The organism is Pseudomonas sp. MWU12-2020 (assembly GCF_023100605.1).
GTDB lineage: Bacteria > Pseudomonadota > Gammaproteobacteria > Pseudomonadales > Pseudomonadaceae > Aquipseudomonas > Aquipseudomonas fluorescens_H.
Genome location: NZ_JALMEX010000005.1, coordinates 191,056 through 207,188 on the forward strand (window position 1 = coordinate 191,056; position 16,133 = coordinate 207,188).

At 61.5% G+C, this 16,133-nt stretch carries 13 protein-coding genes; 9 read left to right on the forward strand and 4 right to left on the reverse strand.

The window, feature by feature from the left end:
- Positions 1–264 precede the first annotated feature (264 nt).
- The 4 genes from M0814_RS13800 to M0814_RS13815 all read left to right on the forward strand — a co-directional run bounded on the left by M0814_RS13800 (position 265) and on the right by M0814_RS13815 (position 7,160).
- Positions 265–3,852, forward strand: a complete 3,588-nt coding sequence (locus tag M0814_RS13800; protein WP_103485261.1) for a DUF2339 domain-containing protein — start codon at positions 265–267, stop codon at positions 3,850–3,852.
- Positions 3,849–5,213: a DUF3999 domain-containing protein gene (locus M0814_RS13805; RefSeq protein WP_103485260.1), complete on the forward strand. Its 1,365-nt coding sequence runs from the start codon at positions 3,849–3,851 to the stop codon at positions 5,211–5,213. Before M0814_RS13800 ends, M0814_RS13805 begins: the two co-directional genes overlap by 4 nt.
- Positions 5,214–5,543: 330 nt before the next feature.
- Complete coding sequence (locus tag M0814_RS13810; protein WP_003220797.1) at positions 5,544–6,554, forward strand: class 1 fructose-bisphosphatase; 1,011 nt, start codon at positions 5,544–5,546, stop codon at positions 6,552–6,554.
- Positions 6,555–6,557: 3 nt separating this feature from the next.
- Positions 6,558–7,160, forward strand: coding sequence for a DUF924 family protein (locus M0814_RS13815; protein WP_003220798.1), 603 nt, complete (start codon positions 6,558–6,560; stop codon positions 7,158–7,160).
- Between the two features lie 10 nt (positions 7,161–7,170).
- Here M0814_RS13815 and M0814_RS13820 read toward each other — a convergent pair whose 3' ends face one another.
- The 3 genes from M0814_RS13820 to M0814_RS13830 all read right to left on the reverse strand — a co-directional run bounded on the left by M0814_RS13820 (position 7,171) and on the right by M0814_RS13830 (position 9,869).
- Complete coding sequence (locus tag M0814_RS13820) at positions 7,171–7,503, reverse strand: type II toxin-antitoxin system RelE/ParE family toxin (protein ID WP_103485259.1); 333 nt, start codon at positions 7,501–7,503, stop codon at positions 7,171–7,173.
- Positions 7,500–7,772 carry a type II toxin-antitoxin system Phd/YefM family antitoxin gene (locus M0814_RS13825; RefSeq protein WP_047290864.1) on the reverse strand — a complete coding sequence of 91 codons (273 nt, stop codon included), beginning with the start codon at positions 7,770–7,772 and terminating at the stop codon, positions 7,500–7,502. Before M0814_RS13825 ends, M0814_RS13820 begins: the two co-directional genes overlap by 4 nt.
- A 204-nt stretch (positions 7,773–7,976) precedes the next feature.
- Positions 7,977–9,869, reverse strand: a complete 1,893-nt coding sequence (locus tag M0814_RS13830; RefSeq protein ID WP_218565916.1) for a methyl-accepting chemotaxis protein — start codon at positions 9,867–9,869, stop codon at positions 7,977–7,979.
- Between the two features lie 282 nt (positions 9,870–10,151).
- Here M0814_RS13830 and M0814_RS13835 point away from each other — a divergent pair, with 282 nt between their 5' ends.
- Both M0814_RS13835 and M0814_RS13840 read left to right on the forward strand, forming a co-directional pair.
- Positions 10,152–10,406: a hypothetical protein gene (locus M0814_RS13835; RefSeq protein WP_003220802.1), complete on the forward strand. Its 255-nt coding sequence runs from the start codon at positions 10,152–10,154 to the stop codon at positions 10,404–10,406.
- Between the two features lie 31 nt (positions 10,407–10,437).
- Complete coding sequence (locus M0814_RS13840) at positions 10,438–11,007, forward strand: lipocalin family protein (protein ID WP_003220803.1); 570 nt, start codon at positions 10,438–10,440, stop codon at positions 11,005–11,007.
- A gap of 121 nt (positions 11,008–11,128) precedes the next feature.
- Here M0814_RS13840 and M0814_RS13845 read toward each other — a convergent pair whose 3' ends face one another.
- On the reverse strand, positions 11,129–12,493 hold the full coding sequence (locus M0814_RS13845; protein WP_103485257.1) for a formimidoylglutamate deiminase: 1,365 nt from the start codon (positions 12,491–12,493) through the stop codon (positions 11,129–11,131).
- Positions 12,494–12,681: 188 nt separating this feature from the next.
- On the opposite strand from M0814_RS13845, the gene hutC reads away from it, so the two are divergent.
- The 3 genes from hutC to hutU all read left to right on the forward strand — a co-directional run bounded on the left by hutC (position 12,682) and on the right by hutU (position 16,090).
- Positions 12,682–13,350, forward strand: coding sequence for a histidine utilization repressor (hutC, locus tag M0814_RS13850; protein ID WP_232324077.1), 669 nt, complete (start codon positions 12,682–12,684; stop codon positions 13,348–13,350).
- Positions 13,347–13,916, forward strand: a complete 570-nt coding sequence (locus tag M0814_RS13855) for a HutD family protein (RefSeq protein ID WP_103485256.1) — start codon at positions 13,347–13,349, stop codon at positions 13,914–13,916. The genes hutC and M0814_RS13855 overlap by 4 nt, the downstream gene beginning before the upstream one ends.
- Before the next feature lie 476 nt (positions 13,917–14,392).
- Positions 14,393–16,090, forward strand: coding sequence for a urocanate hydratase (hutU, locus tag M0814_RS13860; RefSeq protein WP_103485255.1), 1,698 nt, complete (start codon positions 14,393–14,395; stop codon positions 16,088–16,090).
- Positions 16,091–16,133: the final 43 nt, after the last annotated feature.

Genomic DNA, 16,133 nt, shown 5'->3' on the forward strand with positions numbered 1-16,133 from the left:
CAACAAATGTGCGCAAGGCCCAGCGTTTGTTGGGCCGGATCGATATACTGAGCGCCGGTTACCGAATGTGTCAGTTAGCACAAGACCCCCTTGTGGGAGCGGGCTTGCTCGCGAAGGCGTTGTATCAGTCAATTGGATATCGACTGACACAACGCCTTCGCGAGCAAGTCGAATCGTCGCACCGCCGCTCCCACATTGGATTTTGCCTAGACTGAAGCGACTGTCGGGATTGCCCCGCCTTGGGGCTGCTTAGGGATATCGACCATGCAATGGATGTTCATGTTGATCGGGCTATTGCTCGGCTGGCTGCTCGACGAGTCGTTCAGTGATGCACTGCTGGGTGCGCTGCTGGGACTGGCGATCGGGCAAACGCTGCGCATCGCCCAGCTCGGCAGGCAGACTGCGGAGCAACAACGCCAACTTGAACAGACGAAGGTGGCCTTGCAAGGCGTCGCGCAGCGCCTGTATCTGCTGGAAGGCTCTCCCTCTCACGCGGTGCCAGCGGCAAGCGCGGAACCGGTCAGCGAGCCCGCCATCGTCGCCGAACAAGCACCCGCCGACGCGCCGGATCTGGTCTGGGAACTGCCACCCGAGCTCGAACCGATCTCTGCCGTTGCCAGCGAATCCAGTCAGCCACTGCCGGCCGATGTCTGGCATCTGGACGCCGTCACTGCCGAACCATCACCCCCCGCACAACCTGCCGAACCCCGTGGCCCGAACCTGATCGAGCGTGGCATCCGCGCTGCGCGCAACTGGCTGTTCGGCGGCAACACCGTGCTGCGGGTCGGTGTGGTGCTGCTGTTTTTCGGTCTGGCCTTCCTGTTGCGCTACGCCACCGAAGGCATGGTGGTGCCAATCGAATTGCGTTACGCCAGCGTCGCGGCGGCGGCGTTGGCCCTGCTGGCGCTGGGCTGGTGGCTGCGCACACGCAACAACAGCTATGCGCTGATCCTGCAAGGCACCGGGATCGCGGTGCTGTACCTGACAGTGTTTGCGGCGATGCGTCTGCATCCGCTGCTCGATCCGTCCGCCGCGCTGGGTCTGCTGGTGGCGGTCACGCTGTTCTCGGCGATTCTCGCCATCACTCAGGATGCTCTTGGACTGGCCGCCGCCGCTGCGCTTGGCGGTTTCGCCGCACCGATCCTGACCTCGACCGGGGAGGGCAACCATGTCGCGCTGTTCAGCTATTTCGCGCTGCTCAATGCCGGCATTCTCGCCATTGCGTGGTTCAAGGCCTGGCGCCTGCTCAACCTGATCGGGTTCGTCGGCACGTTCGGTATCGGCTTCGCCTGGGGCCTGCGTTCCTACGCCCCGGAGCTGCTGTGGAGCACCGAGCCGTTCCTGATCCTGTTCTTCCTGATGTATCTGGCCATCGGCCTGCTGTTCGCCCGGCGCAAGTTGCTCGACATGCCCGATGCGCCAGCGGACGGCGAACGCGAGGCGCTGCTCCAGTGGTCGGCGCGCAAGGGCGACTACGTTGACGGCACGATGCTGTTCGGCCCGCCGATCGTGGGCTTCGGCTTGCAGTTTGCGCTGGTGCAGCACCTGGAGTTCGCCGCCGCGTTCAGCGCACTCGCACTGGGCGTGATCTACATGGGTCTGGCCCGGGTGTTGATGCGCGGGCGCGCATTGCTGCTCGGTGAAACCTGTCTGGCGCTGGGGGTGATTTTCGCCAGTCTGGCGATCCCGCTGGGCCTCGATGCGCGCTGGACTTCGGCGGCGTGGGCAGTGGAGGGCGCGGGGATTTTCTGGCTCGGTCTGCGTCAGCAGCGGCCGTTCGCCCGGGCGTTTGCCCTGCTGCTGCAACTGGGTTCGGCGCTAGCGTTCCTCAGCCAGTTGCGGGTCGGCACAAGCAGCCTGCTTGACGGCGCACCGCTGGGGGCGTTGATGCTCGGCATCGCGTTGCTGTTCAGTTTCTATCAGTTGCGCAAAGCCGCGCCGGAACAGGCTTCGCCGTGGGAGCGCCAGGGCCTTCCGGTGCTGGCGGCACTGGGCCTGACGTTCCTGTACTTGTTGGCGCCGCTGTTTTTCCTGGTTCAGGCGACCGCGATCAGTTGGGCCTTGGCCGGGCTGGTGACCTTGTTTGTCGGCCTGCGCCTGCAATCGCGCACGTTCCTGTTCACCGCGTTCGCCGTGCAGTTGCTCGGCGGCGCGCTATTCCTGTTGCGCCTGCAAGGCGCGGGCGAGGATTCGGCGGCCGTATTCAGTGCCGGTTGGAGCGGTTTGCTCAGCGCATCGCTGATCGGTCTGGCGTTGATCGCCGGCATGCTGCTGGCGGCGCGCGACGAGATGGTGCGCGGCGATGTGCGGCTGCTGCGCGGGTTGTCGGTGGTGTTGCTGGCGGGATTGGTACTGATCAATCTGGCAGTGCTGTTCGTGCTGCCGTGGCAAACCGCGAGTGCGGTCTGGGCGGCCAGCGGTCTGTTGATCATCTGGCTCAGCCTGTACCTCAAACAGCGCGTGAGTTTTGTCTTTGGGCTGTTGTTGCAGTTGATCGGCGGCACGGCGTTTTTGCTCGCCGGCCCCGCGTTGCTCGGGCCGCTGTCCAGCGAAGGTCTGCGGCCGTTGGCCCATGGCGGCTTCTGGACGCCGCTGGTGCTGGGGTTGGCCGCGCTGGTCGGTGCCTGGCGCCTGCAATTGGGCAATCACGCCTCGGCCTTCGATGCGCTGAGTTTGCAACGCCTGTCCGAAGTGCTGCTGGTGTGGGGCGCCGGTTGGTGGGCGTTGGCGTGGGTCAGCGAGGTGCTGCGTTTTGCACCGCTGAATCTGCAGGCGACGCTGTTGCTGCTGGTCGCTGCGCTGAGTGTGGCGCTGTGGACGCTGTTGTCGCTGCGTCTGAAATGGCCGGCGCTGGGCTTGCTCTGCACCTTGCTGATTCCGGCGGCGGGGCTGGTGCTGCTGGCGGCGTGGCATGCGCGTTATCACCCGGCGGCGAACTTCGGCTGGCTGGCGTGGGTATTGGTGTTCGTCGTGCACTTCTTCAGCTTGCGGCGCTTGGCGCCGATGCTGCCGGCTCGGGCCTTGAGCACGGCGCATGTGCTGGGTTGCTGGCTGCTGATTGGCGTGCTGGCGCTGGAGTTGCGCTACGGCTTGCTGCTGTTGTCCGAGCAATACAACGCGTGGCGCTGGCTGGGCTGGGCAATCCTGCCGAGCCTGTATCTGTTGCTGGCGGCGGCTCCGCGCAACTGGCCATGGCCGGTGGCAGCGTTCCCGCGCGAATATCGTTTGTACGCCGCCGCGCCGCTGGCAGTGCTGATGCTGGCGTGGTTCTGGCTGGCCAACGGCGTCAGCGACGGTAACGCCGAGCCGCTGCCGTACGTGCCGCTGATCAACCCGCTGGAACTGGGTTTGCTGTTCGCCCTGTTCGGGGTGTACGTGTGGTCGCGTTATGCGGTGACGCATTTTGCCCTGCGCAAGGATTACGCCGAGTACGCCACGCAACTGGTCGCCGGGGTTTCGCTGTTCGCTTTCTGCACTGCGCTGGTGACCCGTGCTGCGCACCATTGGGCGGGCATTCCGTTCGAGCTGGATCTGCTGCTCGAATCGATGCTGGTGCAGGCCGGGTTGTCCATCGTCTGGACCCTGATGGCGCTGGGGCTGATGATCGGCGGACATCTGCGTCACCGGCGCGAAGTCTGGCTGATCGGCGCGGCGCTGATTGCGCTGGTGGTGGCCAAACTGATTTTTGTCGAATTGAGCAACCGTGGCGGCCTCGCCCGGATCGTCTCGTTTATCGGCGTCGGTGTGTTGCTGCTGGTGGTGGGCTACTTTGCACCGCTGCCACCGAAACGCGTCGAAGCCGAACCGGCAGCGGACAAACCCGTCCCGGACACCGAAGGAGTTTCATCTTGAGTCGCATGCTGAATCTGGGGTGGTTGGCGCTGGGTGTGGTGATGACTGCCGGCGCCCTGGAAAAACCGGCGGACTTCGCCACGCAGGTGCCGCTGGCGGTGAGTGGCAACGGTCCGTGGTATCGCCTCGACCTGCCGCTGAGCGCGCAATTGCAGGCACGCCAGACCGATCTCAGCGACCTGCGCATATTCAACGCCGCCGGTGAACCGCAAGCCTACGCCCTGGCCCGCGAATCGGCGCAGACCCGCGACGACGGTCAGTTGCATGAGGTGAAGTGGTTCCCGCTGTACAACGCCGCCGATGCCAGTGAGCGTGCGCCGAACGTGCGTGTGCAATCGACCACCACCGGCACATTGGTTGAAGTGCAGCCGTCGACTCAACTGGAGGCCGGCGAAGAAGTGCTGCGTGGCTGGCTGCTCGATGCCAGTGCGATCAAGGCGCCGCTGCAGCAACTTATTTTCGACTGGACCAGCGAGCGTGACGGCTTCCAGCGCTTCAGCATCGAGGCCAGTGATGACTTGCAGCATTGGCAGGCGTGGGGTGAGGGGCAGGTGGCACGGCTGACCTTTTCCGACGAGCGCATCGAACAGCATGAGGTCGCGCTGCCGGGGCAATCGGCACGCTATCTGCGCCTGTTGTGGGAGGCGCCGACGTCGGCGCCGATCCTGACTTCGGCACAATTGAAAAGCAGCGATCCACGCAACGTGCCGCTGCCGTTGGTCTGGTCGCAAGCGCTGGCGGGCAGCAGCACCCAGTCCGGCGAGTACACCTGGCAGTTGCCGATGGGGCTGAGTGTCGAGCGGGTGCAGGTCGAGCTGAAGCAGCCGAACAGTCTGGCTCCGGTCACGCTAGCGGGCCGGCGCGAAAGCAGCCTGCCGTGGCAGACGTTGAGCAACGGTTTGCTGTATCGCCTGACCCAGAACGGTCAGGACGTGGTGCAGAACGAATTGCAGTTGTACGGGCAGACTGTGCAGCAATTGAAACTGAGCGTGGACGAGCGCGGCGGTGGTCTGGGCGAGCAGGCACCGAGCCTGAAATACGCGGTGCGGGCGACGCAGGTGATTTTCCTTGCGCGTGGTGAAGGGCCTTACAGTCTGGCGCTGGGCAATCCGTCGGTGAAAACCGCAAACCTGCCGCTGAGCACGCTGATTCCGGATTTCAAACCGGAAAAACTCGCGACGCTGGGCAAGGCAACGGTGCAGGGCGAAGTGGTCACCACGCAGGTGGCGAGCAGTGAGGCGGCGGCGATGCCGGAGACCAACTGGAAGAAGATCGGCCTGTGGGCGGTGTTGCTGGTGAGCGTGGTGTTCCTCGGGGCGATGGCGGCGAGCCTGTTGCGCAAGCCACCGACCAATTCCTGAGCATGGCTGGCGCTGCGCGCCATTCGCGAGCAAGCCCGCTCCCACATTGATCGCGTCCAGCAGGGCTACTCGGTCAACTGTGGGAGCGGGCTTGCTCGCGAAGGCGGCCGATCGGCCAACAAGAATTTCAGATCGGTCGCGGATCCGCATGCACCACCCGTCCCGTTTCGAACTACGCTGAATGCGGTGCCTGAACTCTCTCGACCCGTTCACGTCTGATGGAAGCAATTGCGCCCCAATGCACGTTACCGGGCGTCATCGCTCGCTACGTTTTCAGACTCCCTGTAAACTGCGCGGGTTTTTAGCCCCCCCATTCCACCGGAGCCGTCCATGTCCCGCGTTACCCTGAGTCGCTATTTGATTGAGCAGACCCGCAGCAATAACACTCCTGCCGATCTGCGCTTCCTGATCGAAGTGGTGGCGCGTGCCTGCAAAGAGATCAGCCACGCCGTGTCCAAAGGCGCCCTGGGTGGTGTTCTGGGCAGCATGGGCACTGAAAACGTCCAAGGCGAAGTGCAGAAGAAACTCGACGTGCTGTCGAACGAAATCCTGCTCGAAGCCAACGAATGGGGCGGTCACCTGGCCGGCATGGCGTCCGAAGAAATGGACAATGCCTACCAGATCCCGGGAAAATACCCGAAAGGCGCCTACCTGCTGGTATTCGACCCACTGGACGGCTCGTCGAACATCGACATCAACGCCCCGGTCGGCACCATCTTCTCGGTACTGCGTTGCCCGAACGAATACCTGAGCCAGAACGAAGCGCTGAACGAAAAAGCCTTCCTGCAGCCAGGCACCCAGCAGGTTGCTGCCGGTTACGCGATCTACGGCCCGCAGACCATGTTGGTACTGACCCTGGGCGACGGCGTCAAAGGCTTCACCCTGGACCGCGAAATGGGCAGCTTCGTGCTGACCCACGAAGACATCACCATTCCTGAAACCACCCAGGAATTCGCAATCAACATGTCCAACCAGCGCCACTGGGAAGCCCCGGTACAACGCTACGTCAGCGAACTGCTGGCCGGCGAAGAAGGCCCGCTGAAGAAGAACTACAACATGCGCTGGGTCGCCGCGATGGTGGCCGACGTACACCGCATCCTGACCCGTGGCGGCCTGTTCATGTACCCACGCGACAGCCGTGAGCCATCCAAGCCTGGCAAACTGCGTCTGATGTACGAAGCCAACCCGATGTCGTTCCTGGTGGAACAGGCCGGCGGTGCGTCCACCGACGGTCACCAGCGCATCCTCGACATCCAGCCCGAAGGCCTGCACCAGCGCGTAGCGGTGTTCCTCGGCTCGAAAGAAGAAGTCGCCCGCGCCACGGCTTACCACAAGGAATAAGCCATGAGCGCGCCCTGGCAGCCGTTGCTCGATTGGTGGTTCGGACACGCCGAATCACCGGACGAGATTGCGGCTGACAAGGGCAAGTTGTGGTTCGGCAAGAAAGACAGCCAAGACCTCGAAGCGCGTGAGCGTTTCGGGGTCTTTGTCGATCAGGCCCTCGCTGGCGAATTGACCGAGTGGACGCAACGTCCCGAAGGTTGGCTGGCGGTAGTGCTGTTGCTCGATCAACTGCCGCGCATGATCTTTCGCGACACGCCCAAAGCATTCTCGGGTGATCTGCGTGCGCAGAAGCTTGTCGCCCAAGGCATTGCGGCGGACTTCGACCGGCAACTGAAGCCGATCCAGCGGGTATTCATTTATCTGGTGTTCGAACACTGCGAAAACCTCGCGGTGCAGAACGAAGCCGTTTCGCGCTTTATCGATCTGCTGGCCGAACAGCCGGAAGCCGAGCGGGCGGTGTTTGCCGACAATCTGGATTATGCCGAGCGGCATCGGAAAGTGATTGCGCGGTTTGGAAGGTTTCCGCATCGCAATGCGGTGTTGGGGCGGGAGTCTACGGCTGAGGAGTTGGCGTTTCTCAGTCAGCCTGGGTCACGGTTCTGATTTGTTGAGTTCAAGGATTGCCGTTTAACAGCCTCTTCATCAAAAGTGAAGGCAGGCTTTTTCTTGAGTCGACAATGATATGAACGAAGACGGTTTTTTCTCTGACTTCATAAATGACTCGGTTCATCCCGGAAATGATTTGTCGGTATTGACCAAGATTGAGCTTCTCGATTTCCTCGGGGATTGAACCGGAATAAGGAAGGTCTGCGAGACCAAGAATGGCGGTCTTGAGATCAGCGTAGGTACTCTGCCACGTCTGACTCGAGAACTGTTTGATAAGGTAGGTACGGAGTTCTTTGAGATCTGTCTGTGCGGACTGAAGAATAACGACCTTTAAACTCATTGATGGTCGGCCCTGTCCAAGTCCGCGAAAACATCCTCAGCGTCTCGATACTTGCCTTCCTCAATCTCCCGATTGCCCATTGCCAATAGCTTCAGCAAAGCCATTGTGTCTTCCTGCTCCTCAAAGCTTTTCACGTCCATAACTACAAGCTTGGCTTCACCATTTTGGGTGATGACCAATGGCTCACGGCTTTCAGTGATCGACTTGACGATCTCCGCTGTATGACTTTTGAGGTAGCTGATCGGTTTGATTTGCGATGAAAGCTTCATGGTTGAGTCTCGCCAAATTGAACAGGACTGAGTTTAGTCTTAATTCAGTCCAGCGTCATTGCGAGCTGACCAGCGTATTTCAACTCAAAATTCAATCGTCGCTAACGCCGTCATCGCCAGCAGGCTGCCTCCCAAAGGGGATCTGTGTCGTTCACAAAAACCTGTGGGAGCGGGCTTGCTCGCGAAGAGGCCAGTGGCCGCGCCTTAGATCCTGAAGCTGCCTACCAGCTGCTTCAACCGCGCCGCCTGCTGCTCCAGATCCGAGCACGCGCGCAAGGTTGCCTGCAGGTTCTCGACACCTTCCTGGTTCAGCGTGTTGATCTCGTTGATGTCGACGTTGATCGACTCGACCACCGCGGTCTGCTCTTCGGTCGCGGTAGCCACCGACTGGTTCATCCCGTCGATCTCGCCGATGCGTTGGGTCACGCTGCCCAGACGTTCGCCGGCCTGGTTGGCGATGCCGACGCTGCTTTCGCTCTCGCGCTGGCTCTCGGTCATGATGCTGACTGCCTGGCGTGCGCCGACCTGCAGTTCTTCGATCATCTTCTGCACTTGCTGCGCCGAATCCTGGGTACGGTGCGCGAGGTTGCGTACTTCGTCAGCAACTACGGCGAAACCACGGCCAGCCTCACCGGCGCGGGCCGCTTCGATCGCGGCGTTGAGCGCCAGCAGGTTGGTCTGCTGCGAGATGCTGGTGATCACTTCCAGAATCTGCCCGATGTTCACCGTGTTGCTGTTGAGGGTTTCGATGTTGCCGCAGGAGTCGCTGATTTTTGCCGACAGCTGCTGCATGGCCTGAATGGTTTTATCCACAACCTGCTGGCCGTCGACCGCCAGGCTGCGCGCGTCGCTCGAATGCTGCGAGGCGAGGGCGGCGTTCTGGGCGATTTCCTGAGCGGCGGCGCCGAGCTGGTTGATCGCCGCGGCCACGCTGTTGGTGCGGGTCGCTTGCTGATCGGAGTTGTACATCGACGAGTTCGACGCGGCGACCACGCGCAGGGCGACTTCGTTGACTTGGCCGGTGGCCGAGGACACTTCGCGGATCGAGGTGTGAATACGCTCGACGAAGCGGTTGAACGACAGGCCCAGCGCGCCGAACTCGTCGTGGCCGTGGATCACCAGGCGCTTGGTCAGGTCGCCTTCACCTTCGGCGATGTCGTGCATGGCGCGACCCATGGTCAGCAGTGGCTGCATCAGTACGCGAATCAGCATGCCGAGCAGGGCGATGATGATCACCACGGCAATCACCATGGCGATCAGCGCCGAGGTGCGGAATTCGCTGAGCATCGAGAACGCGGTGTCTTTGTCCAGCACCAGCGCCACGTACCAGTCAGCCGATGGCACGCCGTTGACGCGGGTGAACGAGATCAGTTGGGTCTTGCCGTCGAATTCGACTTCTTTCAGGCCCGGGCTGACTTTCGGTGCGCCGTTTGGATAAGCCTCGGCGAGGGTTTTCAGGACCAGTTTGCTGTCCGGGTGAATCAGGATCTTGCCATCGGCGCTGACGATGAACGCATGGCCGTGGCCACCAAAGTTGAGCGAGTTGATGATCGCGCTGACACTGGTCAGGTCGATGTCGGCACCGGCCACGCCGATCATCTGGCCCTGACGCTGCACCGGGGTGGCGACGGTGATCACCAGTTTGCCCGACGAAGCGGCGATGTAGGGTTCGGTGACGATGGTCTGCTGCGCGCTGTTGGCTGCCTTGTACCAGCCACGGGCGCGCGGGTCGTAGTCCGGCGCGCGGTTGCCGGCGGGCACCGAGAACATCACGCCGTCAGCGCCGCCGAAGTAGCTGAGCTGGAAATTGCCGGTGTAGGCGGGCAGGTCGATGATGCGCTTGAGGCTGGCCGGGGCGCTGCCGTCGGCGGCGACCTGCTGCGACAGCGATTGCAGCAACTGGATACGGCTTTCCAGCCAGGTCTGGATGTTGCTGGTGGTCAGGCTGCCCAGTTCCTGCATCGAGGCTTCGGTGCTGCTGCTCAGGGCTTCGCGTTGTCGATAGTCGTTGAACAAAATGAAACAGGCGAATGCAACGGCCACCACAAGGGCGGCAGCCAACAAGATCTTGTGGCTGAATTTCATGTTTCTGGTCATCGAATGAACTACCGCGAAGGGGCTGGTCGAGAAAGGGCGGCAATTTGCCACACTCGGGGGCTTTGCGCTGCTCTTATTTCGGCCTCGGTGCGCCAAAGATTAGGGCGCTTTTGTGAAAAGCGACGAAATGCTCAGAAGCCCTGCAAAGTGTCTGATTTATCGGCAAAAGCCAGACGAGCGGAGCAATAAATAGCCATTTCTGAAGGGAACCAGATGAGGGTTTTCTCTTCTAAGCTTCTGGTTGGCCCCATGCCATCCCCCTTCCGTTCCAGGAGTTACTTCATGTCGCTGCGATCTATCGCCCTTCTGACCTTTTGCGTGCTGCTCGCCGCATGCAGCAAGGTCAATCAGGAAAACTACTCGAAACTGTCGGCCGGCATGGCCAAGGCCGAAGTCGAGACGTTGCTCGGCAAACCTACCGACTGCTCGGGCGCGCTCGGCATGTCCAGTTGCACCTGGGGCGACAAGAACAGCTTTATCAGCGTGCAGTACGCCGGTGACAAAGTGCTGATGTTTTCCGGCCAAGGCCTGAAGTAAACCGGGGCTGTGCGCCCACGGGAGAAAAACAATGAAGCGGTTATTGCTTGTCCTTTTTGCCGGCCTGGTACTGGCCGGCTGCGCCACGCACGGTGAAGATCCGCTGGCGCCCAAGACGGCCCACGAGGTCAACCTCAAGCGTTACCAGGGTACCTGGTACGAACTGGCGCGGATGCCGATGTACTTTCAGCGCAACTGTGCGCAATCCGAGGCCCATTACACGCTCGAGACCAACGGCAACGTCGATGTGCTCAACCGTTGCCTGACGGCCGACTGGCAGTGGGAAGAGGTCAAGGGCACGGCTTACCCACAGGTGCCGGGCAAGACCGACAAGTTGTGGGTCGAGTTCGATACCTGGTTCTCGCGGCTGATTCCGGGTGTGGCGAAGGGGCAATACTGGGTGCTGTACGTCAGCGATGACTACAAGACCGCCATCGTTGGCGATCCGAGTCGCAAGTACATGTGGCTGCTGTCGCGTACGCCGACCGTCAACGCTGAAGTGCGTGAAGAGTTGCTGAGCAAGGCGCGGCAGCAGGGTTACGACACCACGCGCCTGATCTGGCGGGCGTCGGATCGACAGATGGCCAAAACCTCGAATTAAGCATCACCAAAGATCAAATGTGGGAGCGGGCTTGCTCGCGAAGAGGGCGTGTCAGTCGATTGAAATGTTGACTGATACACCGCTTTCGCGAGCAAGCCCGCTCCCACATTTTTGTTTTGTGTCAGCCCAGAAGTTCGCGCAGAACCTGGGTGAAGGCTCTGGCACTTTCCTCTTCGCCGGCATGCCGCCCGTCACGCACCACCCATTGGCCGTTGACCAGCACGTCGCGCACCTGCCGATCGCCACCGGCAAACAACCAGCGATTCAAGATCCCGTCACCACTGGCCGTGGCCAGATACGGGTCATTGCCGTCGAGTACGATCCAGTCCGCACGCTTGCCGACTTCCAGCGCACCGATCGGCTGTCCCAAAGCCTGGGCGCCGCCATCCAGTGCCGCGTCATATAGCGTGCGCCCGACCATCGGCTGATCCGCGCCATACAAACGATTACGCCGCTGGTCGCGCAGCCGCTGGCCGTATTCCAGCCAGCGCAACTCTTCGACCACGCTGAGCGACACATGGCTATCGGATCCGATGCCCATGCGGCCGCCCTGAGCGAGGAAATCCACCGCCGGGAAAATCCCGTCGCCGAGGTTGGCTTCGGTGGTCAGGCACAGGCCGGCGATGGCGCGACTCTTGGCCATCAGCGTGACTTCTTCCGGGTTGGCGTGAGTCGCGTGGACCAGACACCAGCGCTGATCGACTTCAGTGTTTTCGTACAGCCACTGCAATGGACGGCGGCCGCTCCAGCTCAGGCAGTCATCGACTTCCTTTTGCTGTTCGGCGATGTGGATATGTACCGGACATTGCTTGTCGCTGGCGGCCAATACTTCGCTGATCTGCTGCGGGGTGACCGCGCGCAACGAGTGGAAGCACAGACCCAGCGATTGGGCTTTTTGCTGCGCCAGCAGGGGTTGCAGGCGTGCTTGCAGCTTCAGATAGTTTTCGCTGCTGTTGATGAAGCGGCGCTGGCCATCGTTCGGCATCTGACCGCCGAAACCCGAGTGGCTATAGAGCACCGGCAGCAGGGTCAGGCCGATGCCGCTGTCGCTTGCGGCCTGACTGATGCGCAGCGCCAGCTCGGCCGGATCGGCATACGGCTGACCGTTGTTGTCGTGGTGCACGTAGTGGAATTCGGCGACCGAGGTGTAACCGGCCTTGAGCATTTCGATGTACAGCTGACGGGCAATGACGCCGAGTTGCTCCGGGCTGATTTTTCCGACCAGCCGATACATCAGGTCACGCCAGGTCCAGAAACTGTCGTTCGGATTACCGGCCACCTCGGCCAGCCCGGCCATTGCGCGCTGGAAGGCGTGGGAGTGCAGATTGGGCATCCCCGGCAGCAGCGGACCGCTCAGCCGCTCGGCGCCGTCTGCGGTGGAATCGGCCAGGATTCGGGTCAGCAGGCCATCGGCGCTGACCTCAAGACGTACATTGTTGGCCCATCCGTTAGGCAGCAGCGCGCGTTCGGCAAAGAAGGCGGACATGGTTCAGCACCCCATCGTGTGTTATTTGTATATACATATACAGACGTTTGCCTGCCCGGTAAACTCCGGCAAGCTAGCAACTTTCAGCCAATAAACAGGGATCAACCGTGCCGACTCCGCCTCCAGTCTCTCCGTTGGCCGCGAACCTGGGCGACAGTCCGGCGCCCTTGTACGCCCGCGTCAAACAGATGATCACCCAACAGATCGACAGCGGTAACTGGCCACCGCACTACCGCGTGCCATCGGAAAGCGAACTGGTCAGCCAGCTCGGTTTCAGCCGCATGACCATCAACCGCGCCCTGCGCGAGATGACGGCCGACGGTCTGCTGGTGCGCATGCAAGGTGTCGGTACGTTTGTCGCCGAACCGAAAAGCCAGTCCGCGCTGTTCGAAGTGCACAACATCGCCGACGAAATCGCCTCCCGTGGCCATCGCCACACCTGCCAGGTGATCACCCTCGAAGAAGAGGCCGCCGGTTCCGAGCGCGCGCTGGCGCTGGACATGCGCGAAGGGCAGAAGGTTTTCCACTCGCTGATCGTGCATTACGAAAACGATATTCCGGTGCAAATCGAAGACCGTTTCGTCAACGCACTGGTCGCCCCGGACTACCTCAAGCAGGACTTCACCCTGCAAACGCCATATGCCTATCTCAACCAGGTCGCGCCGCTGACCGAAGGCGAGCACGTGGTTGAAGCGATCCTCGCCGAGCCGTCCGAGTGCAAGTTGCTGCAGATCGAAAAAGGCGAGCCGTGCCTGCTGATCCGTCGCCGCACCTGGTCAGGGCGGCAGCCGGTGACTGCGGCGCGCCTGATCCACCCAGGTTCCCGTCATCGTCTGGAAGGACGCTTTCATAAATGAGTGCACTGAAAGTTTTACGCGCCGAAGGCTACCCGCGCATGCCGTGGAAAAACGGCGGCGGCAGCACCGAAGAAATCACCCGCGATGCGGGCGCAGGCCTGGAGGGGTTCGGCTGGCGCCTGTCGATCGCCGACATCGCCGAGTCCGGGGGGTTCTCCACCTTCAGCGGTTATCAGCGGGTGATCACCGTGTTGCAGGGCGATGGCATGACCCTGTGTGTCGACGGTGATGACACGCGCCCACTGTTACCGCTGGACCCGTTTGCGTTCAGCGGCGAAAGCCAGGTCTCCTGCACCTTGCTCGGCGGCGCGATCCGCGACTTCAACCTGATCTACGCGCCACAGCGTTACAGCGCGCGCTTGCAGTGGCTGGACGGCGAGCAGCGGTTCTTCAGCTCGGCGGGGACGTTGGTGGTATTCAGTGTCAGTGAGTTGCTTGAGGCGAAAGTCGCTGACAGCGTCGCGCAACTGGGCCGACATGATTGCCTGCAACTGGACGGTAACAGCGGTCTGGTTGAAGTGGCCGTCAATGCTCCGTGCTGCGTGATCGAGCTGACAGCGCGCTGATCTAAATCTGGTAACACATCCTGTGGTGAGGGGATTTATCCCCGATGGGTCGCGGAGCGGCCCCGTTTTTGATTAAAAAGCAGGGGCCTGCTGCGCAGTCCATCGGGGATAAATCCCCTCACCACAATTGCATTTCAATTCCTGTTTCCCCCAGCGCACCAACTTGTTACCGAACGCCCCAGCGTGGCGCAAAACCACGGGTTCGTAACGATCCGCCGCCACCTCATTTCCTCGCTGCAAAAAAATTCATCCACGCCACAACCCTTGTGTCAGGCGCTCTCCAGCGCTGTCCGCAATTTTTCCTGAACAGCCCGCCGGCAAGTTGGCCACTTGATTGCATATGCTTGTATGTACAAGTAAAGACGTATGCGTATAAGTCCGCAGCGTCCACTGATTCGCTTGTCGCGCATTGAGGCGCACAGGCTGCTTGCCCACTGCCAGGGTTGGTTTGAATTGATCGCTGAGGAGTCTTTTTCGTGACTGACAATAAGCCTACAACTGCCGTTTATACAAAGAGACGTGACGTCGAAATCCGTGCATCGCGCGGCAACAAGCTGACCGCCAAGAGCTGGCTGACCGAAGCGCCGCTGCGCATGCTGATGAACAACCTCGATCCGGAAGTGGCCGAGAACCCGAAAGAGCTGGTGGTCTACGGTGGCATCGGTCGCGCGGCGCGTAACTGGGAGTGCTACGACAAAATCGTCGAGAGCCTGACCCACCTCAATGACGACGAAACCCTGCTGGTGCAATCCGGCAAGCCGGTCGGCGTGTTCAAGACTCACAGCAACGCCCCGCGCGTACTGATCGCCAACTCCAACCTGGTGCCGCACTGGGCGAGCTGGGAACACTTCAACGAACTCGACGCCAAAGGCCTGGCCATGTACGGCCAGATGACCGCCGGCAGCTGGATCTACATCGGCAGCCAGGGCATCGTTCAGGGCACCTACGAAACCTTCGTCGAAGCCGGTCGCCAGCACTACAACGACAACCTCAAGGGCAAGTGGGTGCTGACCGCCGGTCTCGGCGGCATGGGCGGTGCCCAGCCACTGGCCGCCACCCTGGCCGGTGCCTGCTCGCTGAACATCGAATGCCAGCAGGTGAGCATCGATTTCCGCCTGAAAAGCCGCTACGTCGATGAGCAGGCCAAAGACCTTGATGACGCCCTGGCGCGCATCGCCAAATACACCGCCGAAGGCAAAGCGATTTCCATCGCGCTGCTGGGCAACGCGGCAGAAATCCTGCCGGAACTGGTCAAGCGCGGCGTGCGCCCGGACATGGTCACCGACCAGACTAGCGCCCACGACCCACTGAACGGCTACCTGCCGGCGGGCTGGACCTGGGAAGAGTACCGCGCTCGTGCCAAGACCGAGCCGGCGGCCGTGATCAAAGCCGCCAAGCAATCGATGGCGGTCCACGTCAAAGCCATGCTGGATTTCCAGAAGCAGGGCATTCCGACCTTCGACTACGGCAACAACATCCGTCAGATGGCGCAGGAAGAAGGCGTGGAAAACGCGTTCGACTTCCCGGGCTTCGTCCCGGCCTATATCCGTCCGCTGTTCTGCCGTGGCATCGGCCCGTTCCGTTGGGCGGCGCTGTCGGGTGATCCGCAGGACATCTTCAAGACCGACGCCAAAGTCAAAGAGCTGATCCCGGATGACGCGCACCTGCACAACTGGCTGGACATGGCCCGCGAGCGCATCAGCTTCCAGGGTCTGCCGGCACGTATCTGCTGGGTCGGTCTGGGTCTGCGCGCCAAGCTCGGTCTGGCGTTCAACGAAATGGTGCGCAGCGGTGAGCTGTCGGCGCCGATCGTCATCGGTCGCGACCACCTCGACTCCGGCTCGGTAGCCAGCCCGAACCGTGAAACCGAATCGATGCAGGACGGTTCCGACGCGGTCTCCGACTGGCCGCTGCTTAACGCTCTGCTCAACACCGCGAGCGGCGCGACCTGGGTTTCCCTGCACCACGGTGGCGGTGTCGGCATGGGCTTCTCCCAGCACTCGGGCATGGTAATTGTCTGCGACGGTACCGACGAAGCGGCCGAGCGCATTGCCCGCGTCCTGCACAACGACCCGGCCACCGGTGTCATGCGTCACGCCGATGCCGGTTACCAGATCGCCATCGACTGCGCCAAGGAGCAGGGCCTGAACCTGCCGATGATTACCGGTAAATAAACGCAATTCTGTGGGAAATGCTTTTGGTGGGAGTGGGCTTGCT